15 protein-coding genes are annotated in these 20,456 nt (G+C 62.8%); 9 read left to right on the plus strand and 6 right to left on the minus strand.

Annotation, left to right across the window (positions count from 1 at the left end):
* Positions 1 to 4 precede the first annotated feature (4 nt).
* The 5 genes from fumC to cydB are packed head-to-tail and all read left to right on the plus strand — an operon-like array spanning position 5 to position 5,892.
* On the plus strand, positions 5 to 1,441 hold the full coding sequence (gene fumC / locus NLM25_RS17010) for a class II fumarate hydratase (protein WP_254137727.1): 1,437 nt from the start codon (positions 5 to 7) through the stop codon (positions 1,439 to 1,441).
* Between the two features lie 45 nt (positions 1,442 to 1,486).
* Positions 1,487 to 1,891: a hypothetical protein gene (locus NLM25_RS17015; protein ID WP_254118061.1), complete on the plus strand. Its 405-nt coding sequence runs from the start codon at positions 1,487 to 1,489 to the stop codon at positions 1,889 to 1,891.
* A 42-nt stretch (positions 1,892 to 1,933) separates the two neighbouring features.
* Positions 1,934 to 3,472, plus strand: coding sequence for a malate dehydrogenase (quinone) (mqo, locus tag NLM25_RS17020; protein WP_254137728.1), 1,539 nt, complete (start codon positions 1,934 to 1,936; stop codon positions 3,470 to 3,472).
* Between the two features lie 15 nt (positions 3,473 to 3,487).
* On the plus strand, positions 3,488 to 4,903 hold the full coding sequence (locus NLM25_RS17025) for a cytochrome ubiquinol oxidase subunit I (RefSeq protein WP_254137729.1): 1,416 nt from the start codon (positions 3,488 to 3,490) through the stop codon (positions 4,901 to 4,903).
* Between the two features lie 2 nt (positions 4,904 to 4,905).
* Positions 4,906 to 5,892, plus strand: coding sequence for a cytochrome d ubiquinol oxidase subunit II (gene cydB, locus NLM25_RS17030; protein ID WP_254118064.1), 987 nt, complete (start codon positions 4,906 to 4,908; stop codon positions 5,890 to 5,892).
* 58 nt (positions 5,893 to 5,950) lie between these two features.
* Here cydB and NLM25_RS17035 read toward each other — a convergent pair whose 3' ends face one another.
* Positions 5,951 to 7,201, minus strand: coding sequence for an oxalate decarboxylase family bicupin (locus tag NLM25_RS17035; RefSeq protein ID WP_254118065.1), 1,251 nt, complete (start codon positions 7,199 to 7,201; stop codon positions 5,951 to 5,953).
* Between the two features lie 261 nt (positions 7,202 to 7,462).
* Between NLM25_RS17035 and NLM25_RS17040 the strand changes: the two genes are divergently transcribed.
* Entirely contained in the window at positions 7,463 to 9,754 is a 2,292-nt protein-coding gene (locus NLM25_RS17040) for an FdhF/YdeP family oxidoreductase (protein WP_254137730.1), read from the plus strand.
* Positions 9,755 to 9,764: 10 nt separating this feature from the next.
* Here NLM25_RS17040 and NLM25_RS17045 read toward each other — a convergent pair whose 3' ends face one another.
* From NLM25_RS17045 to NLM25_RS17060, 4 genes are all read right to left on the minus strand, one after another.
* Positions 9,765 to 11,720 carry an ATP-binding protein gene (locus NLM25_RS17045; RefSeq protein ID WP_254137731.1) on the minus strand — a complete coding sequence of 652 codons (1,956 nt, stop codon included), beginning with the start codon at positions 11,718 to 11,720 and terminating at the stop codon, positions 9,765 to 9,767.
* 357 nt (positions 11,721 to 12,077) lie between these two features.
* Positions 12,078 to 12,236 (minus strand): hypothetical protein, encoded by a 159-nt coding sequence (locus NLM25_RS17050; protein ID WP_254137732.1) that lies wholly within the window; start codon positions 12,234 to 12,236, stop codon positions 12,078 to 12,080.
* Complete coding sequence (locus NLM25_RS17055; RefSeq protein WP_254137733.1) at positions 12,223 to 15,360, minus strand: efflux RND transporter permease subunit; 3,138 nt, start codon at positions 15,358 to 15,360, stop codon at positions 12,223 to 12,225. Before NLM25_RS17055 ends, NLM25_RS17050 begins: the two co-directional genes overlap by 14 nt.
* Positions 15,357 to 16,529, minus strand: a complete 1,173-nt coding sequence (locus NLM25_RS17060; protein WP_254137734.1) for an efflux RND transporter periplasmic adaptor subunit — start codon at positions 16,527 to 16,529, stop codon at positions 15,357 to 15,359. The genes NLM25_RS17055 and NLM25_RS17060 overlap by 4 nt, the downstream gene beginning before the upstream one ends.
* A 23-nt stretch (positions 16,530 to 16,552) precedes the next feature.
* Here NLM25_RS17060 and NLM25_RS17065 point away from each other — a divergent pair, with 23 nt between their 5' ends.
* Positions 16,553 to 16,957: a hypothetical protein gene (locus NLM25_RS17065; RefSeq protein ID WP_254137735.1), complete on the plus strand. Its 405-nt coding sequence runs from the start codon at positions 16,553 to 16,555 to the stop codon at positions 16,955 to 16,957.
* A gap of 275 nt (positions 16,958 to 17,232) precedes the next feature.
* Here the strand turns inward: NLM25_RS17065 and NLM25_RS17070 are convergent, their stop codons facing one another.
* Positions 17,233 to 17,574 (minus strand): hypothetical protein, encoded by a 342-nt coding sequence (locus tag NLM25_RS17070; protein ID WP_254137736.1) that lies wholly within the window; start codon positions 17,572 to 17,574, stop codon positions 17,233 to 17,235.
* A gap of 274 nt (positions 17,575 to 17,848) precedes the next feature.
* Here NLM25_RS17070 and NLM25_RS17075 point away from each other — a divergent pair, with 274 nt between their 5' ends.
* Positions 17,849 to 18,631 (plus strand): alpha/beta hydrolase, encoded by a 783-nt coding sequence (locus tag NLM25_RS17075; protein ID WP_254118073.1) that lies wholly within the window; start codon positions 17,849 to 17,851, stop codon positions 18,629 to 18,631.
* Positions 18,632 to 18,800: 169 nt separating this feature from the next.
* Positions 18,801 to 20,447 carry a malonate decarboxylase subunit alpha gene (mdcA, locus tag NLM25_RS17080; RefSeq protein ID WP_254137737.1) on the plus strand — a complete coding sequence of 549 codons (1,647 nt, stop codon included), beginning with the start codon at positions 18,801 to 18,803 and terminating at the stop codon, positions 20,445 to 20,447.
* Positions 20,448 to 20,456: the final 9 nt, after the last annotated feature.

The raw sequence follows: 20,456 nt of genomic DNA on the forward strand, positions 1-20,456 counted from the left end.
AAGGATGAACGAGTTTCGCAAAGAGACAGATAGCCTGGGTGAAGTCGACGTTGCTGCGGACAAACTCTGGGGTGCGCAGACGCAGCGGTCGCTCGAGCATTTCAGCATCGGCAAGGACCTGATGCCGCGTGAAATGATCCAGTCTTACGCGATCCTGAAGAAGGCGGCTGCGAACGCCAATTGCGCCGGCGGCCGTCTCGACGGCAGGCTCCACAAGCTGATCGTGCATGTCTGCGATGAGATTCTCTCCGGCCAGCATCAGGAGATGTTTCCGCTTCATGTCTGGATGACGGGCAGTGGAACGCAGTTCAACATGAACGTGAACGAGGTGATCTCGAACCGATGTTGCCAGCTTGCGGGCACGCCTCTCGGGAGCAAGAAGCCGGTTCACCCGAACGATCACGTCAATATGTCGCAATCGTCGAACGACAGCTTCCCTTCGGCCATGTACATCGCGGCCGCGATGAACGTGACCCGGCGCCTCGTTCCGGCGGTCGAAGCGCTGCACGACGCGATCGCGGCGAAATCGAGCCAATGGGGTGACGTCGTCAAGATCGGCCGAACCCACATGCAGGATGCGACGCCCCTGACGCTCGGGCAGGAATGGTCTGGCTATGCCGGCATGCTCGCCGACGATCTGGCGCGCATCGATGATGCGCTCAAGGGCGTCTTTCGTCTTGCTCTGGGCGGCACGGCCGTCGGCACCGGCATCAATTCAGCGCCGGGCTTCGCCGAGGCTGTCGCCGCCGAAATCGCGCGGCTGACAGGGCTGCCCTTCGTCAGCGCACCGAACAAGTTTGCCGTCCAGGGTGCACATGACGCGCTGGTGCAGCTGTCAGGTACGCTCCGCACGCTCGCGGGGTCGCTCTACAAGATCGCGAACGATATCCGTCTGATGTCCTGCGGTCCGCGCGCGGGCTTCGCCGAATTGCTGATCCCCGAGAACGAGCCCGGTTCGTCGATCATGCCGGGCAAGGTCAACCCGACACAGGCCGAAGCGCTGACCATGATTGCCGTGCAGGTGATGGCGAACGACGTCGCCGTCGGATTTGGCGGCGCCGGAGGCTACCTGGAAATGAACGTCTACAAGCCGCTGATCATCCACAACATCGCGCAGTCCGTCACCATCCTCACTGACGGTTGCACCAATTTCCGCACCTTCCTCGTCGAGGGCACCGAGCCGAACCACAAGAAGATCAAGGAGTATGTCGAGCGGTCGCTGATGCTCGTCACAGCGCTGGCGCCCGTGATCGGCTACGACAAGGCGTCACGGATCGCGCACTACGCGATGGACAACGATCTCACGCTGAAGGCGGCGGCGCTCAAGCTCGGTTTCGTGACCGAGCCGGAGTTCGACCGCATCGTGGATCCCGTGAAGATGGTCAAGCCCTATGTCGCCGAGATCAAGGTGCCACTCGCAATTGGCGCGAAGGCCGGCTGAAGAGGGGCGGGGCGGCAATCCAACAACAGCGCAAGGAGAGACGCGATGATCCGTTGTGTACGCCTATGGACTGGGGACGATAACAGCTCGCATTTCGAGGAAGGCGTCATCGAACTCGAGTCCGGCCAACGCGGCGACTTTCTTACCGACAAGATCGATGTCGCCAGCGTCTCGTTTCAGGAAACTGAATCGGGCGGGGCGTTCTCCTGGCACACCGCGCCGGTCCGCCAACTCGTGCTCACCTTGAGCGGAACGTTGGATTTCCAGACGCGCGACGGCCATCACTTCCTCATTCATCCCGGCAACGTGCTGCTTGCCGAGGACACCGCGGGCTCGGGGCATAGCTGGAAGCTGACGGACGACTCGTCCTGGCGTCGTGCCTACGTGGTCCTGCGACCGGAAGCCCGAGTGCCGTTCCGGGCCAAAGCGAGGCAATCGGCTCGAGTCTGATCAGGAAATCCAGAACAGCAACATCCAACGAAGAGAAGCACCATGCAAACGACTTCCGACCGCGAAATCGACGTCGTCCTCATCGGCGCAGGCATCATGAGCTCGACGCTTGGCGTCCTTCTCAAGGAGCTCGAGCCTTCTCTGGCAATTGAGATGTTCGAGGTTCTTGACGATTGTGCGCTCGAAAGCTCGGACTCCTGGAACAATGCGGGCACCGGACACGCGGCAAACTGCGAGATGAACTATACGCCGGAACGGTCCGACGGCAGTATCGACATCTCCAAGGCACTTCAAGTCAACGTCGAATTCGACCTCTCCCGGCAGTTCTGGTCTTACCTGGTTGGGAAGGGGGCGATTGCGGACCCGCGAGCCTTCATCCATCCGGTGCCGCATATGAGCTTCGTGCACGGCGCGCAGAATGTCGCCTTCCTCAGGAAGAGGTTCAAGGCGATGTCGGCCCATCATTGTTATGAGGGCATGGAACATACCGAGGATCCAAAGCAGATTGCCGAATGGGCGCCGCTGGTCATGGACGGCCGGAGTAGCGACGAACCGGTGGCCGCAACGCGCATCGTCACTGGCACCGACGTCGACTATGGAGCGTTGACCCATCTGCTGGTCAGTCATCTCGTCAGCCAGCCGGGCTGCGCCGTCCACTACAAGAGCTGCGTCACCGGCCTCGTCCGCGAGCAGGGCGGCCATTGGCGGATCCGGGTGCGCGACACCATGAGCGGCGAAACGCGGTCCGTTCGAGCCAAATTCGTCTTCATCGGCGCCGGCGGTGGCGCGCTGCCGTTGCTTGAGAAGTCCGGTATCCCGGAGGGGCGCGGTTACGGCGGTTTTCCCGTGAGCGGGATCTGGCTGCGCTGCGACGATCCGGAGATCAACGAGCGTCACCATGCCAAGGTCTACGGTAAGGCCGCGGTCGGCTCGCCGCCCATGTCCGTGCCGCATCTCGATACACGCGTGATTGGCGGTCAGCGCTCGTTGCTGTTCGGCCCTTATGCGGGGTTTTCGAGCAAGTTTCTCAAGCACGGCTCGCTGCTGGATCTATTCGAGTCTATCCGCCCCGCGAACGTCGAGCCGTTGCTTTCCGTGGCACGTGACAATTTCGATCTCACCGAATATCTGGTCGGGCAGGTGCTGCAGTCCGAGAGCCATCGCCTCGCCGCTCTCGATGAATATTTCCCCAAAGCCGATCCGAAGGACTGGAGGTTGCAGGTTGCGGGCCAGCGCGTCCAGATCATCAAGCCCGATGTCAAGCGGGGCGGATTGCTCGAGTTCGGAACCGAGCTCGTCGGGGCGGACGATCATTCGCTGGTGGCTTTGCTCGGCGCCTCGCCGGGCGCGTCCACTGCGGCCTTCATCGCCATCAGCGTTCTGGAAAAATGCTTCGTCGGCGAGCTCACGGCAAGTGCCTGGCTGCCGAAGCTGAAGCAGATCATCCCGTCCTATGGGGTGTCGTTGATCGACGACGCGGAGTTCTGCCGGCAGATTCGCTCGACGACAGCCGCGGTGCTCAAAGTTATCGATATACCACGTCCTGCGGCGCGCGCGGAGTTGGCCGCGAAGCGAGCCTGAGAAGGGGACTGTCCGATGGACCCGACGGCGCTCCTTCTCTCGCGGCTGCAGTTCGCCTTCACCATCTCGTTTCACATCATCTTCCCGGCGTTCACGATCGGGCTTGCCGCCTGGCTTACCGTGCTCGAAGCGATGCACCAGCATAGCGGCAAGCCCGTCTACCGGACTCTGTTCGAATTTTGGCTCAAAATCTTCGGCGTCGCCTTCGGCATGGGCGTCGTATCGGGGGTGGTGATGGCGTTCCAGTTCGGAACGAACTGGAGCGTGCTCTCGAAGATGTCGGGTCCGATCCAGGGCCCGCTTTTGTCCTACGAGACATTCACCGCCTTCATGCTGGAGGCCAGTTTCTTCGGCATTCTCGTCTTCGGCAGGACGCGCGTACCGCCTCGGTTCTACCTGTTCTCGACTGCAATGGTCGCGCTCGGGACGACGCTTTCGGCATTCTGGATCATGGTGAACAACAGCTGGATGCAGGTGCCGACCGGCTACGTCATGCAGAACGGCCAGTTCGTGCCCGACGATTGGATGCAGATCATCTTCAACCGCGTGGTCTGGGTGAGGTTTCCGCACATGCTGCTCGCCTCCTATCTGACCGGCGCGTTTTGCGTGGCCGCAACCGGGGCGTGGTATCTGCTGCGGCAAACCTACCGCGCCGAAGCGCACGTGATGCTGCGCATGGGCCTTGCACTCGCAGCGGTGCTGCTGCCGGTCCAGCTCTTCATCGGACATCTGGTCGGCGACTACGTCCACGATTATCAGCCGGCCAAGTTTGCGGCGATCGAGGCGCGCTGGCACGACGAACAACCGGCCTCTGAGGTGCTGATCGCGATCCCGGATTCGAGTGCCGAGACGAACAGATACGCCATCTCGATTCCGGTGCTCGGGAGCATCATCGGTAGCATGAGCCTGACTTCGAAGGAGGTCGGCTTGACCAGTTTTGCACCGCAGGATCGGCCGCCGGTGACGATCCCGTTCTTCGCCTTTCGTATCATGGTTGGCTGCGGTCTTTTGATGCTGGGGCTGGCCTGGCTCGGGACCTGGCTTGGACTCAGGCATCGCCTCGAGCGGAACCGCCTGTTGCTTTGGGGAATCTTCCTCAGCTTTCCGCTGCCCTGGATCGCGATCCTCACCGGCTGGTACACCGCGGAAGTCGGACGTCAGCCCTGGACAGTTTATGGGGTGCTGCGGACCGCCGATGCCGTGACGCCGTTCCTGACCGCGTCTGCGGCGACGATCTCTCTGGTTCTGTTCGTCGCGGTCTATGCCTTCATCTTTTCCTTCGGGATATTCTACATCTATCGACTGCTGCGAGCAGGTCCGGCGGGCCTGGGCGGCAAGCCGCTGCACGCTCCCGCCATGCCCAACCGGCCAATGTCGCTCGCCGATCGGAAGCCGCTCGCGGCCCGCAACTATGTTCAGGCTGGAGAATGACCATGGTGACATTCTGGGTGGCCCTGCTGGCGATTAGTATTCTGATCTACCTTCTGCTCGACGGCTTCGACCTCGGCGTCGGAATCCTGTTCCTGTTGCCGAATAGCGAGCCCCGTCGGCAGGCGATGCTGGGCGCGATCGCGCCGTTCTGGGATGGTAACGAGACCTGGCTTGTCGTGACGGGCGTGATCCTGTGGGGGGCATTCCCGGTGGTCTATGCAACGGTGCTCTCGGCGTTCTACATTCCGGTGATCTTCATGTTGCTGGGTCTGATCCTGCGCGGCGTCGCATTCGAATTCCGAACCAAGTCGCAGAGCTCACGCTGGATCTGGGATATCAGCTTCGGTGTCGGTTCACTCGTTGCGAGCTTCATGCAGGGTGTGATGGTGGGGGCGCTGGTCGAGGGGCTGCCCATCGTGGACGGTCAATATGCCGGCGGCGTGCTCGGCTGGTTGAGTACGTTCTCGGCCTTGTGCGGTGCCGGACTGTGCCTCGGCTATGCTCTGCTCGGTTCGTGCTGGCTGGTGAGGAAACGCGGCGGCGCGGTTCGCGACCTGGCGCGGAGCCAGATCCCGGTGCTGGCGACCGGGGTTCTGCTGTTCCTGATCCTTGTCTTCAGCCACGCGCTGATCCAGCACCTGCCGATCCTGCATCGCTGGATCGAGCGGCCCTATTTGTTCGTGTTTCCGGCGATCGGCGCCGCGGCCGCCTGTATGCTCGCCTCTAGCATTTTACGACACGACGACTACTGGCCGTTCCACATGGTCTCGCTGATCTTCATATCGGCGTTCGGCACGCTGGCATTGTCGTTCTGGCCCTACATGGTTCCCTTCGCCATCACCATCGACGAAGCCGCTGCGCCCCATGCCAGTCTGGCCTTCATGTTCTGGGGAGAGGGTCTCTTCATCTTCCCGCTCATGCTGCTCTATGTCGCGATTGGCTTCCGCGTCTTCCGGGGCAAGTTCGAGTCGGAATCCGCTCGCTATTGATTTATGCGGGATCATGGGTCGACAAAAAGAAAGGCGCCGATTGCGGCGCCTTTCTCGTTCAGGACTTCTTCGGCATGATGCCTGGACCGGTGTCCGGCCACTGGGCGACCACCTTCTCGTCAATGTTGAAGTGCTGCGCGACCAGTTTGGGCGGCGTATGCGCCAGCCAGTTGGAGAGCGATACTTCCTCATATCGCGGGGCACGGAATACACCGACAAACTGGACCTCGGTATCGCCGACATTCTCGACGTAATGTCCCAGGTTGCGCGGGACATAGCCGATGTCGCCGGCTGAAAAATCCGTCGTCCGGGCGTTCGGACCCGTATCGAACACCGTCATCCGCGCCTTGCCCTTGATGTAGTACTGCCACTCATCGGCGTTCGGATGCCAGTGCATCTCCCGCACTGCGCCCGGAGGCATCGTCACCAGCGCTGCCGCGACGGTGGTCGCCACCTTGAAGTTGGTGCTGTCGGCGATGCGGATGCTTCCCGCAGAGCTCTCCTTGAGGGGGGCCGAGTTGCCCAGCGAGTAAATGAACGGGTAGGGCGCGGCCTCGGCATTTTTGGCGATTGCCGCTCGATCCGCCGCGAGATCGCCGGGCACCGTGCCCTGGAAGATCCAGAGATTGTGCAGGGGAATCTTGGCGAAAGTTTCGGCCGGCACGCCGAAGTTCCTGGCCAGCACCTCCGGCGGCGTATGTGCAAACCAGTCCGTCACGAGCAGCGTGTTGAACTCGTTGGCATGGCCATCGTCGAAGCAGAGCACGAATTCGGCGCCATCCGGCCCCAGTCCTTGCAGCGAATGCGGCGCGCCCGGCGGAAAATACCAGAGGTCGCCCGCCTTGAGGTCGCCCACATAGGGGCGGCCCTCGACGTCGAGCACCGTGATGCGGCAGCTGCCATAGGTCATGATCGCCCATTCGGCCGCTTGATGCCAATGCAGCTCGCGGATACCGCCGGCGGACAGCCGCATGTTGACGCCGGAAATCTCCTTCGAGATGGCGAAATCCGCGACCGTGACCTGGCGGGCCCAGCCGCCGTCCTGGATGCGCCTCGGCGCATTGTTGAAGGAGGCCCAATTCATCGGCAAGCCGCCGACATCGGTCGCCGGCGGCGTTGTTGCCGAGGGAAACTGCTTGGCGAGCGCGGGGTTTTGCGGGCCTGGATCGCTCAGGCTTCCGGGGCTCTTGGCATTCACCGCGCCTTGCGGCGGCTCGTCCGGATTGCCGAAGGTGGCAGCTTGTACGCTGGAGCCGACCATAGCGGCGCCTGCCGCCGACACAGCCAGCAAATCACGTCGTGAAAACATGTTGGTCACTCCTGAAAAAGACATTGCAAGCCTCCGTCGCAACGAGGCTCCGGCCGTCCACCCTAATTTCTCGCGGGCCCATCAGCTTCCGGGAAGGACGTCCTTTTTCCGGAATGCACTGCCTGAATCCGGCGGCAGCGCCGGGCCGGACTTCTGCACCCGGACTCCTGCAAATGAGAAATTCGACCCCTTTTTTGAAAAGACGTCTCCTTGCGGCGGTCCTTAACTGGCCGGAGGATCGCCATATCGTGAGATATTGAAATGACCAGGAAATCGGTTCATCCCTACCGTGAACCCGCCGGCGGATGGGGGGCGCTCAAGGCACTCAGCGAGGCCCTGCTGGTGCAGCGGATTCCGGTGAAGGGCGCGGCAACGCTGAGCCGCATGAATCAGCCGGAAGGCTTTGATTGCCCCGGCTGTGCCTGGCCCGATCCGAAGCACACATCTTCATTCGAATTCTGCGAGAACGGCGGCAAGGCCGTCGCCTGGGAAGCGACGTCCAAGCGCTGCACACCCGAGTTCTTCGCCGAGCACACCGTCACGGAGCTCGCAGGCTGGAGCGACTACGATCTCGAAATGGTCGGGCGTCTCACTCGTCCGGTAGCCTATGATGCCGCATCCGACCGCTACCTGCCGGTGGGGTGGAGCGAGGCGTTCGACATGATCGGCCGCGAGCTGAAGGCCCTGCCGGATCCAAACATGGCAGAGTTCTATACGTCCGGGCGGACCTCGAACGAAGCCGCCTTCCTCTACCAGCTGTTCGTGCGCGAATACGGCACCAACAACTTTCCTGACTGTTCGAACATGTGCCATGAGGCGACCAGCGTTGGCCTGCCGCAATCGCTTGGCGTCGGCAAGGGCACCGTGCTGCTCGAGGACTTCGACAAGGCCGACTGCATCTTCATTTTCGGCCAGAATCCGGGCACCAACAGCCCGCGGATGATGACCAGCCTGCGCAATGCGGCTCGCCGCGGGGCCTCGATCATCTCGTTCAATCCGTTCCGCGAGCGGGCGCTGGAACGCTTCCAGGCGCCGCAGAGCCCCGTCGAAATGATCACGCTGTCGTCGACGACGATCAGCTCGAAACTGTTCCAGGTACGCGTCGGTGGTGACGTCGCCGTCCTCAAGGGGATCATGAAGATTCTGGTGGAAGCCGACGAGGCTGCCCGCGCCGCCGAAGAGCCGGAGGTTCTGGACTGGGATTTCATTCGCGGGCACACCGTCGGCATCGAAGCGCTGATCGACGATCTCAAGCGCACGCAATGGCCCGATATCGAACGCCAGTCCGGCCTGACGCGTGAGGACATGGAATATGCCGCGGGCGCCTATATGAAGGCTGAACGCGCGATCCTTGTCTATGGCATGGGCATTACCCAGCACCAGCGCGGCGCGCATAACGTGCAGCAGATCGCCAACCTTGCGCTTTTGCGCGGCAATGTAGGACGCGACGGCGCCGGCGTTTGTCCGGTTCGCGGTCATTCCAACGTGCAGGGCGACCGCACGGTGGGCATCACGGAGATCCCCAAGGCGGATTTCCTTGAACGCCTCGAACTCCACTTCGGCTTCAAGCCACCGACCACGCCGGGACATAACGTCGTAACGGCATTGGAGGCAATGATCCGCGGCGAGGTGAGGGTGTTTTTCGCGATGGGCGGCAATTTTGCCGCGGCCATACCCGACTGGCAGGCGACGCAGGCCGCGCTGCGCGAGCTCGATCTGACCGTTCACGTCTCCACCAAGCTCAACCGCAGCCATCTGATCCATGGCCGCGCCGCCCTGATCCTGCCCTGCCTCGGGCGAACCGAGATCGACATTCAGGAATCGGGGCCGCAGTCGGTTACGGTCGAGGATTCAATGTCGATGGTGCACGCCTCTGGTGGCCGCAACAAGCCGGCGTCGGAGCATCTTCTCAGCGAAGTAGCGATCATCGCAGGCCTCGCCAAGGCAACGCTCGGCGAGCGCACGATGGTTGATTGGGACAGCTTTGTGGGCGACTACGATCGCATCCGGGATGCGATCGAGGCCGTCTTTCCCATCTTCCAGAGCTACAATGCCCGTATCCGCATTCCCGGTGGCTTCCATCTGACCTCGACCGCGCGGGAGCGCATCTGGGCAACGTCGTCTGGCAAGGCCAATTTCCTGGTGTTTGAGGGGTGCGGCGAGGACCCGCCGCAGAGCGATCCGGATTTCCTGTGGCTCAGCACGATACGAAGCCACGACCAGTACAACACCACGCTCTATTCGATGTCCGACCGCTACCGCGGTGTGTTCGGTCAGCGAGACGTGGTGTTCCTCAACGAATACGAACTGAAGAAGCGCGGGCTCGCGGATGGGGATCGCGTCGACCTGATCACGGAGTCGACCGACGGCGCCGAGCGGATCGTGCGCGACTTTCGTGTCGTGGCCTATTCGTTTCCGACAGGCTGCTGTGCTGCGTACTATCCGGAGACCAATCCGCTGGTGCCGCTCTACGCCCGCGATCCCCTCAGCTTCACGCCCTCATTCAAGGGCATCCCGATCCGCCTGGTGCGCTCGACCGCCCCGCCGCAATAGAGAGGTCGGGTCAGGCCTCGGCGTCCCGACCGAACGGCGGTGATGACGCCGGCGTCGAGATCGGCAGCGTGAACCAGAACCGAGCACCGCGATCGACGCCAAGGCCTTCGGCGTCGATCCGGCCGCCATGCGATTCGACGATGGACCGGCAGATCGGCAGTCCCATGCCCATGCCGGACTCCTTGGTCGTGAAAAAGGTTTCGAACAGCCGGCCGGCATGTTCGGCGGCGATGCCGGGACCGTTGTCCTCGACGGAGCAGCACAAGGCCCCGTTCTGCGCGGCGGTGCCGATGACGATCCTGCGATCACCGCGTCCCGCCTGCGTCATCGCTTGCACGGCGTTGATGGCCAAATTGACGATCACCTGCTGGAGCTGGGTGCGGTCGCCGAGCACGAGCCCAGCTTCTGCATCGGGCTGGTGCAGGATCGTTACACCGCGGGATTCCATCTCGTGGCGCAGGAAGAGAAGCGCCTCGCGAATGACATCGTCAAGGGATAAAGGAGCACGCTCCGGCGCCTTGCGCGAAGCCATCCCGTGAACGCGCGCCACGATGTTCGCGGCCCGCCTCGTATCCGCGGCCATGTTTTCGATTGCGCTGCGGACCTCGGCCATGTCGGGCATGGGCCTGTTCAGCCAGCGCAGCCCGGCAGCGGCGTTGGTCGCGATGGCCGCCAAAGGCTGGTTGACTTCGTGCGCGATGGAAGCGGTGAGCTCGCCGAGCATCGAGACGCGCGCCGCATGCGCGAACTCGGCTTGCACCTGCCGCAGCCTCTCCTGAGTACGGACGCGTTGCGAGATATCGATCGTGGCAACCAGGCTTATTTCGAGATCATTGATTGGACCGACGCGGGCCGTTGTGAAGAGAACGTCGACGATGCGGCCGTCCCACGTTACCATCTTGGTTTCTTCCTCGAAATTCGTTTCACCGCGAAAGCGGGACTCCATGGCCCGCCGAAACGTATCCGGGCGTTCCTTCCAGGTGTCAGACATGGAACGCCCGACATAGCCGTCGACGCCTCCTCCGAACATCTGGATGGCTCGTTCGTTGGCTTCCTGAAACGAGAGTGCGTCCATGCAGGTCCGGAGAAAATCGGGATGGCTGTCAAAATAGCTGCCGAGATCCCTGATGCCCTCGGCTCGCAGTTGTCGGAATAGTGCCACCAGTCTGCTGGCGTCGATCTGACGGAGTGCGATCGGCATGCGGCTGAACAGGTGGCGGTAGCGCTGCTCGCTCCGCTCCAGCTCGGTGTGGGCCTTCTTCTGGGCGGTGATATCCATGACCGCGCCGATGAACTGAAATTGTCCCCGATCTTCTGACGATCCGCGGGCGACCACGCGAATGTGCCTGATCGAGCCATCGCTCAGGACCAGCCGATGTTCCTGGGAAAAGTCTTTCCTGTCGTTCGCGGCACGATCGAGCGCCTCGCGTACGGCATTGAGATCGTCGGGATGCGTACGCTTCAGGACGATGTCGAGCGACGGCGATGATGTCGATTCGAGATCGAATATCCTGAACGTTTCATCCGACCAAAACAGTTCCCCGCTGGTGACGTTCCAGCCGAAGCTGCCGGTGTGACTGAGCTTCTGAGCCTCGGCGAGGTAGGCCGCTTGATTTCGCCGCAACACGTCTTCGCGGCGTAGCTGACCGACCAGATTTGCGATCACAAGCGACGTGACGAGAAAGGCGGCCAGGGCGACGATGTCCTGAAGGTTGCTCGCAGCAAATGAATTGACGGGATCGACGAACAGGAAGACCAGCCAGCCAACTGCGACTACGGAACAGATCGCCGACGTCAAGAAGGTGCCCAGCCGTGACAACAGGACGATGACGATCAGGAGGGCGAAAGCACTCGTGGTGAAGTTGAGCCCGAGCAGGAAGCAGCCGAACGACAAGAGGCTCAACCCGACGCTTCCCAACACTGAAAGAGCGGCTTGGGTGAGCAAGGGATGCTTGCGGTGCTCCATCCCGATATGCGGCAAACGGGGCCACCGTCGTTCGGATCGTGCCGCGCGAGAGTTATCCAGGTGTTCGGCCGCTGCGGTCGGTCGTGGACATTCGACCGTCATGACGCATACCGCGGGCGGCCGGGCCGCCACGCTCGGCAGATTACCCCAGTACGGCGGACTGTCGCCGATCTCCAGACACGGCGAGCGAGTCCGTTCCACGCCGAAAGTTTGAATAAACCCAAGGGATACTCGCTGAGCAAAAGACCAATTCCCGAGCCAAGATGCTCGGAGGGTTACACGAGAGGTTCGTGTGTACCGCACCGCGAAAAAGCGGTCTTTTGCCTTTCTACTCGCCGTTTGCCAAAACGCACGCTGTCACAAATGTGAACCCGGGCGGATGGATGCCGCTTCACCCTGGAAGTTGTTGCGCGGGCGAGATCTCTGCGCCCCCACGTAGCCAACCGTCATCTCCGTCGTGACGGCCACCAGCTTTTCGGCCGTCATGCCGGCGGTCACCCGATCAAGCGGACTCATGGCCCAATCCCGCTTCGCTCGTGGAGGGGGTGGACGTCTCGTTCGTCTGCGGCTTGTGCCTGGTGAGCCAATTGCTGAGCCGATCGAGATAGAGATAGACCACGGGCGTGGTGTAGAGCGTCAGGATCTGCGAGAGCATCAGCCCGCCGACGATGGTGTAGCCGAGCGGCTGGCGCAGTTCTGCGCCGGTGCCGGAGCCGACCATCAGCGGCACACCGCCGAGCAGTGCGGCCATGGTCGTCATCAGGATCGGACGGAAGCGGAGCGTGCAGGCCTGGTAGATCGCTTCCTCCGGGCTCAGTCCGTGCTGGCGCTCCACCTCGAGTGCGAAGTCGACCAGCATGATGCCATTCTTCTTGACGATGCCGATCAGCAGGATGATGCCGATGATGGCGATGACGCTGAGATCCATGTGGACCGCCAGCAGCAGCAGCAGCGCGCCGATGCCGGCGGAAGGCAGCGTTGACAGGATCGTGATCGGATGGATCAGGCTCTCATAGAGGACGCCGAGGATGATGTAGATCACGATCAGCGCCGCCCCGATCAGCAACGGCGTGCCCGACAGGGAAGACTGGAAGGCTTGCGCGTTGCCCTGGAACGAGGTCGACAGCGAGGCGGGCTTGCCGGTGTCCTTCTCGATCTTCTGGATCGCCGTCACCGCGTCGCCAAGCGCGACCCCCGGTCGGAGATTGAACGAGATTGTCACCGAGGGAAACAGGCTCTGGTGATTGATCAGAATGGGCGCGGGCTTGATGACGCTGTGAACCAGCGTGCTCAAGGGGACCTGCTGGCCGGCCGCCGAGCTCAGGTAGATATCCTTGAGCGCGTCGGGCCCATACTGGAAGGCCGGATCGACCTCCATGACCACGTGGTACTGGTTGAGCGAGGTGAACATGGTGGAGACGATGCGCTGGCCGAAGGCGTCGTCCAGGGTGTTATCGATGGTCGTGGGCAGGATGCCGAAGCTCGAGGCGACTTCGCGATTGACGGTCACCTCCAGCCTCGGGCCGGCATTGGCCTGGTCGCTCGCGACGTCGGCGATGAGGTCGAGCGCGCGGAGCTTCTCCAGGAAGATCGCCGACCAGTGGGTGAGCTCGTTGGAATCGGCATCCGTCAGCGTGAACTGATATTGCGTCTTCGACAGGCGCGCGCCGATCGTGATGTCCTGGGCCGCCTGCATGTAAAGTGTGATGCCCTGGATGTGGGCGAGCCGGGGCCCCAGCCGCGCGATCACCTGGTCCGCGCTTGCCTTGCGCTCGGGCTTCGGCTTGAGGACGATGAAGATGCGCCCCTGGTTGAGGGTCGCCGTCGGTCCGCCTGGACCGATATAGCTGGCCACCGATTGGATCGCCGGATCCTTTGACAGGATGTCGACGACCGCCTGCTGGCGTTCGGACATGGCGGGGAAGGAGATGTCCTGGGCGGCCTCGGTGATGCCGACGATCTGTCCGGTGTCCTGTTGTGGGAAGAAGCCTTTCGGGATGATCACGTAGAGATAGCCGGTCAGCGCGATGGTCGAGAGCATCACGAGCAGGGTCGCGAAGCGATGGCGCAGCACGACGCGCAGGCCGCGCGCGTACAGCGCAAGCAGCGAATCGAAGCCGCGCTCGAACAGGAGATAGAGCCGCCCGTGCTTCCTCCGCGAATCGTCCTTCAGGAGACGTGCGCACATCATCGGGGTCAAAGTGAGCGAGATGATCAGTGACAGCAGCAGTGATGCGGTGATCGTGACGGCGAATTCCTGGAATAGCTTTCCGACGTAACCGCCCATCAGGAATAGTGGAATGAACACCGCGATCAGCGACAGGGTGATGGAGACGATGGTGAACCCGATCTCGCTGGAGCCCTTGAGCGCCGCCTCCATGGGAGTCATGCCTTGCTCGAGATGGCGCACGATGTTCTCGATGACCACCACGGCGTCGTCGACCACGAAACCCACCGCGATCGACAGTGCCATCAGGGAGAGGTTGTCGAGGCTGTAGCCGAGCACATAGAGGACCGCGAAGGTGCCGATCAACGCCAAGGGAACGGTGATCGCCGGGATGATGGTGGCCCAGAAATTCCTCAGAAACAGGAATATCACCATCACCACCAATGCGACCGTCAGCAACAGCGTGAATTGAACGTCGGAGACCGCGGCGCGAATCGTGGCGGTGCGGTCGGCGGCTATCGTCACCTTGATCACCGGCGGAACCGAGGCTTGCAGTTGCGGCAGCAGCTTCTTGATGCGGTCGACCGTCTCGATGACGTTGGCGCCGGGGACGCGCTGGACGGCCAGGATGATGGCGGGGTCCTTGCCGTACCAGCCGGCCAGCAGGTCGTTTTCGGGCGCCTCGATCGCCGTGCCGATGTCGCGCAGCCGCACCGGCGAGCCATTGCGGTAGGCGATGATGAGGTTTTCGTAGGCGGCAGGCTTCAACAATTGATCGTTGGTATTCAGCGTATAGGTCACGCGTGGGCTGTTGAGCGTGCCCTTCGGCAGATCGACGTTGGCTCCGGCGATCACGTTGCGGACGTCCTCGAGGCCGATGCCGCGGGCCGCAAGCGCCTGCGGATTGACGCGGACGCGGATCGCAGGCTTCTGCTGGCCGCCGATTCCGACGAGGCCCACGCCTGGAACCTGCGAAATCTTGGGCAGCAGGATGTTTTCAGCGTAGGCGTCGACCGTGGTCAGCGGCAGCGAGTCCGACGTCAGCGCGATCAGCATGATCGGCGTCTCCGCGGGATTCACCTTCCTGATCGTCGGCGGGTAAGGAATGTTCGGGGGCAGAAAGGGGCTGGCGGCGTTGATTGCGGCCAGGACGTCTACCGCTGCGCTGTCCACCGTACGCGACAGCTCGAATTGGACCGTGAGCTGGGCTACGCCGAGCGCACTCGACGATGTGAGCTGTGTGACGCCGGGGATTTGGCTCAGCTGCTGTTCGAGCGGCGTCGCCAGCGATGACGCGATGGTCGCCGGATCGGCGCCGGGCAGTTGCGCCGAGATCTGGATCGTCGGGTAGTTGACGTTCGGCAGCGCGCCGACCGGCAGCAGCGGATAGGCCGCAAGCCCGCACAGCAGCAGGCCCGCCATCAGCAGAGCGGTTGCAATCGGACGCAGGATGAACGGCGCGGAAAGATTCATGGAATCGCGTCCTGCACGGCGCTTTGCAGGTCGGCCTCGCGCGCGGCCTTCCCGTGCAGCTCCCGAACACGGCTGCCTTCCGTCAGCCGATACTGACCGTCGACGACGACGGTATCACCCGACTTCAGTCCCTGGTCGATCAGGGCCTGCCCATCGCTGATCTGCGCGACGTGAACGGGACGCAAGGAGGCGGTCTGGTCGGGAGAGACGACATAGACATAGCTGCCGTTCGGACCCTGCTGCACCGCGGAGCCGGCGACCGTCAGCGCATCCTTCTGAATCTCCAGCAGCAGCCGGGCATTCACCAGCTGTCCCGGCCACAGCCGGTGCTCGTGATTGGCGAATTCGGCCTTGAGCTGGACGGTGCCGGTCGTCCCTGCGATCTCGTTGTTGACGAGCAGCAGCGCGCCTTCGCCGAGCTTCATCTTGTTGTCCTGGCTGTAGGCGATGACTTTCAATGGGCCTTTTGCAGCGTGTTCCTGGATCACGGGCAGATCCGTCTGCGGAAGGGTGAACAGCAGCGAAATCGGCTCGATCTGGGTGACGACGACGAGACCGTTCGGGTCGGTCGGATGAATCACGTTGCCGACATCGATCTGGCGGACGCCGGTGATGCCGGGAATGGCCGATGTCAGGCGTGTATAGCTAAGCTGGACGTTGGCCTCATCGATCTGCGCCTGGTCCGCTTTCACGGCGGCCTTGAGTTGGGCCACCTGCGCGGTCTGCGTCTCGATCAGTTGCGGGGTCGCATAGCCCTTGTCGCCCAGTTGATTGTAGCGGGAAAGATTGGCCTCGGCATTGGCGAGCTGGGCCTGATCCCGGTCGCGATTGGCTGTCAACTGCTCGATCTGGGCCTCGTAGGGTCGCGGGTCGATCTGGGCGAGCAGATCGCCGGCCTTGACGGTCTGTCCCTCGGTGAAGGCGATCTTGACGATCTGTCCCTGAATCTGGCTGCGCACGACATCGGTGTTGTAGGCGATCACGGTGCCGATGCCGCGCAGATAGATCGGAACGTCCTTGCCGGTGACCGCTGCGGTGACCACGGGTACGGCCGCGAGAACCGGCACGGCGGCGACGGCCGGCTTCCGGTCCATGCCGAAGAACCAGAAGCCTTTACCGGCGAGGATCGCGGCGAGAGCGACAAGCGCGATGGCGAGGTTTCGTTTCATGTGACCATCCTGGATGTCAGGGATTGCTTGAGCCGCCGATCGAGGTCGTGCTGTCCGTTGCGGCAGGGCCGGGCACCGGGACTGACGGACTGATTCCGGCGCCGCCGAGCTCGGTGGCACCGAGCGGGATACCGACGCGTCCGACTGTCGATGCCGAGGGCAGGGGAGATGCCGCAGCGATGCTGCCGTTGCAGGTGGCGGATGAGCCACTGGAAAGTCCGCCGCCGTCGAACAATGCGCCCGGTGATGCGGAGGTGCTGGATCCGGCGCACCCCGGCATGGCCTGCGACGGATTGAGCGGCGAGATGCCGGGCGTTGCGATCTCGGTCGAGCCCAGCGGAATGCCCACAGGCCGCGTGGATTGCGGGTTAAGCGGTGACGTCGCAAGCATGCCGGTGGGAGGCGGCATTCCCGGCACCGTCGTTTGAGCAATGACCGCTGCCGGGACGAGCCAAAGAATGGTGGTCGCGAGCAGCATGGCTGGAAGCATCAGAGTGACCCGGCGCGATCCGGATCTTCCGCAGCGAAAGTTGTTCGACAGGTGCTGTTCTCGCATGGAAGATCGCTCCGGTTGAATGCCGTCGAACACTAGGAAGGTGCAGGACGGCGGGTATTTCCAGAACGCACGTCCTGCTCCCCGGCAGCACGGCCACAACAGCATTCGACGCTTTGCGATCAAATCTGTCTCTATGGAGACGCATCGCTATCTCAGAATGGCCCGTGCGTGGGCGAGTTCCCGACTGCATGTGCCTGTGTCGCCGATGTGATCGGCGGCGCGCGCGCGATCAAGCGAATCTAGCGCATCCGTGAAAACGACGCCGAGGCCGCCTTCGGCTTCTGCAAGCGAGCGGGGCGTCGGTTGATGACTGCGCAGCGCGCTGAGGCTCTCCGGCTGCCAGCCGCGGGCGCCCGCGTTTCTTTCTATGGCCAGATCCAGCTGGGCCTGAGTTTGCGCGATGTCATGCGCACAGGTGCCTGCACGCGCGGGCGAAACTGCGTACAACAGGATGAGAAGCGCGATCTGGAAATTTGCCGTGGATGTCATATGTCCGATCCCTTGCATGGAGGTTCAAGCATCAGAGACGACCTCTTGAATGACAAAGCGGAGCGTTCGTCTTTCGCGTACGAACGCCGGCCGTTCACAGTGATGAGAGGTCTGTAGGCCCGACACATGCGCTGCGTCGAAACTTGCGCCTTAGCTAGGCGCCGTTCCGTCGCCTCGTCCCGACGTGCGAAGTCGCAAGGGCCGTTGTTTGCGGAAATACGCAGGCAAGGGTCGACATTACCGTCGCGTCATTCCAACCCGGAGTGATCCCGACATGAAACACGTCAACGCTGGCCTCGCCTTCGCCGCTCTCTCCCTGTTAGCGACCGTCGCCCCGGCGAGCGCTGAGCCCCTAAAGAACATCGTCCTGGTGCACGGAGCCTGGGTCGATGCGTCCGGCTGGAAGCCGGTCTACGAGATCCTGACCAAGGAGGGCTTCCGCGTCAGCATGGTGCAGGAGCCCGAGACCTCGTTTGCCGATGACGTGACGGCGGCGAAACGGATTCTCGATCTCCAGGATGGCCCGACGCTTCTCGTCGGCCACAGCTACGGCGGTTCGATCATCACCGAAGCGGGCGTCCATCCCAATGTGGTCGGTCTGGTCTACGTTGCCGCGCATGCGCCCGACGTCGGCGAGGACGAATCGGCGCTGGGCAAGAAGACGCCAAGCGTGCTTGGAAAGACCGAGGGCGTCATCAAGGTCACGCCGGATAAGTTCACCTATCTCGATCCCGTGCAATTCCCCAAGCTGTTCGCGCCCGATCTGCCGCGTGAGCGGGCCGAGTTCGTCGCGCGTTCCCAGGTTCTGGCCGCGACGCAGGTATTCAGCACGCCGCTGACGGCGGCAGCCTGGAAGACCAAGCCGAGCTGGGGCATCGTCGCCGGCAGCGACCAGATCATCAATCCGGATCTCGAGCGCTGGTACTACGAGCGCGCCAAGAGCCAGACCACCGTGATCCCGGGTGCGAGCCACTCGGTCTTTGAGTCGCATCCGAAGGAAGTGGCGGCGGTCATCACCCGTGCCGCACGCAGCATCGATCAACCGGCCACCCGCTGACGAGTTTTGCCGGTCCTGACGCACGGCCGGCAGAAAGAAGGACGGCGGGAGAGACAGCACTCCCGCCGTCCTGACTGCCTCACCCGGAGATTGCCATGAACCTGATCGAGACGACCAGCACCAGTCGCGGGCAGACCGTGACGGTGAGGAGCGCCGAGGAGCGAAGGTCATGACCAGCTGGCAGAACAACCGCACTGCGCGAGAGGCGCGCATTGCGGCCGGTGCCGGACTTGCAAACGGCAAGGTCGTGGAGACACGGGACGCCACGCGCCTGCTGGAAGCCGTGATCCGGCCGGGCGACAGGGTTTGCCTCGAAGGCGATAACCAGAAGCAGGCGGATTTGTTGAGCCGTGCGCTGCTGGCGGTGGATCTCGCCAGGGTCAACGATCTGCACATGGTGCAGTCGGGTGTTGTCCTTCCCGAACATCTCGACCTGTTCGACCGCGGGGTCGCAAAGCGGCTGGACTATGCCTATTCCGGACCACAATCGGCGCGCATTGCGCGCATGCTGTTCGGCGGCAAGATCGAGCTGGGAGCGGTTCACACCTATCTAGAACTGTTCGCCCGCTACTTCATCGATCTCACCCCGCACGTCGCGCTAATCGCCGCGGTCAGCGCCGACCGCGACGGCAACCTCTACACCGGCCCGAACACCGAGGACACGCCGACCGTGGTGGAGGCCACCGCGTTCAAGGACGGCATTGTGATCGCCCAGGTCAACGACATCGTCGAGACGGTTCCTCGCGTCGATATTCCCGCGGACCGGGTCCATTTCATCGTCAAGTCCGACAAGCCGTTCTTCGTCGAGCCGCTGTTCACGCGCGATCCGGCTGCGATCACCGAGGGGCAGATCCTGACCGCGATGCTCGCGATCAAGGGCATCTACGCACCTTATGGCGTGCAGCGTATCAATCACGGTATCGGCTTCAGCACGGCCGCGATCGAGCTCCTGCTGCCGACGTTCGGCGAAAGGCTGGGACTGAAGGGCAGGATCGCAACCCACTTCGCGTTGAACCCGCATCCCGCGCTCATTCCCGCGATCGAGTCCGGGTGGGTCCGGCAGATTCACTCTTTCGGCTCGGAGGTCGGCATGGACGAGTACATCCGCGCCCGGTCCGACGTCTATTTCACCGGCCCTGACGGCTCGCTGCGGTCGAACCGCGCCTTTTGCCAGACTGCCGGGCTCTACGCCTGCGACATGTTCATCGGCTCCACGCTGCAGATCGATCTGCAGGGACATTCCTCGACCGTCACCACCTCGCGCATTGCCGGGTTCGGAGGTGCGCCGAACATGGGGGCGGATGCGCGCGGGCGGCGTCACCCGAGCGAACCCTGGCTGAAGGCCGGAGCGGAGGCCGATCCCGACGGTCCGGCGCCGCTACGCCGTGGCCGCAAGCTGGTCGTTCAGATTGGCCAGACCTTCGGCGACAAGAACGTGCCGCTGTTTGTCGAGAAGCTCGATGCGCTCGAGCTTGCGGAGAAGCTGAACCTCGATCTCGCGCCCATCATGATCTATGGCGACGACGTCACCCACATCGTCACCGAGGAAGGCGTGGCTAATCTCTTGCTCTGCCGCACCTTGCAGGAGCGCGAGCAGGCGATCCGCGGTGTTGCGGGCTACACCGATGTCGGCCGCAAGCGAGATCGCAACATGGTCGCGCACCTGCGCGAGCGCGGCGTGATCCGCCGGCCGGAAGATCTCAGCATCAATCCGCTGGATGCGGATCGCAGCATGCTGGCGGCGCGCTCGATCAAGGATCTCGTGCGCTGGTCGGGCGGGCTCTACGCGCCGCCGTCGAAATTCAGGAACTGGTGAGGACAGGCC

This window comes from Bradyrhizobium sp. CCGB01, assembly GCF_024199795.1.
Classification (GTDB): domain Bacteria; phylum Pseudomonadota; class Alphaproteobacteria; order Rhizobiales; family Xanthobacteraceae; genus Bradyrhizobium.

Bases quoted from the DNA above. Each gene is read 5' to 3' on its own strand.
- fumC (WP_254137727.1), top strand. From the start codon at position 5: ATGAACGAGTTTCGCAAAGAGACAGATAGCCTGGGTGAAGTCGACGTT.
- NLM25_RS17015 (WP_254118061.1), top strand. From the start codon at position 1,487: ATGATCCGTTGTGTACGCCTATGGACTGGGGACGATAACAGCTCGCAT.
- mqo (WP_254137728.1), top strand. From the start codon at position 1,934: ATGCAAACGACTTCCGACCGCGAAATCGACGTCGTCCTCATCGGCGCA.
- NLM25_RS17025 (WP_254137729.1), top strand. From the start codon at position 3,488: ATGGACCCGACGGCGCTCCTTCTCTCGCGGCTGCAGTTCGCCTTCACC.
- cydB (WP_254118064.1), top strand. From the start codon at position 4,906: ATGGTGACATTCTGGGTGGCCCTGCTGGCGATTAGTATTCTGATCTAC.
- NLM25_RS17035 (WP_254118065.1), bottom strand. From the start codon at position 7,201: ATGTTTTCACGACGTGATTTGCTGGCTGTGTCGGCGGCAGGCGCCGCT.
- NLM25_RS17040 (WP_254137730.1), top strand. From the start codon at position 7,463: ATGACCAGGAAATCGGTTCATCCCTACCGTGAACCCGCCGGCGGATGG.
- NLM25_RS17045 (WP_254137731.1), bottom strand. From the start codon at position 11,720: ATGGAGCACCGCAAGCATCCCTTGCTCACCCAAGCCGCTCTTTCAGTG.
- NLM25_RS17050 (WP_254137732.1), bottom strand. From the start codon at position 12,236: ATGAGTCCGCTTGATCGGGTGACCGCCGGCATGACGGCCGAAAAGCTG.
- NLM25_RS17055 (WP_254137733.1), bottom strand. From the start codon at position 15,360: ATGAATCTTTCCGCGCCGTTCATCCTGCGTCCGATTGCAACCGCTCTG.
- NLM25_RS17060 (WP_254137734.1), bottom strand. From the start codon at position 16,529: ATGAAACGAAACCTCGCCATCGCGCTTGTCGCTCTCGCCGCGATCCTC.
- NLM25_RS17070 (WP_254137736.1), bottom strand. From the start codon at position 17,574: ATGACATCCACGGCAAATTTCCAGATCGCGCTTCTCATCCTGTTGTAC.
- NLM25_RS17075 (WP_254118073.1), top strand. From the start codon at position 17,849: ATGAAACACGTCAACGCTGGCCTCGCCTTCGCCGCTCTCTCCCTGTTA.
- mdcA (WP_254137737.1), top strand. From the start codon at position 18,801: ATGACCAGCTGGCAGAACAACCGCACTGCGCGAGAGGCGCGCATTGCG.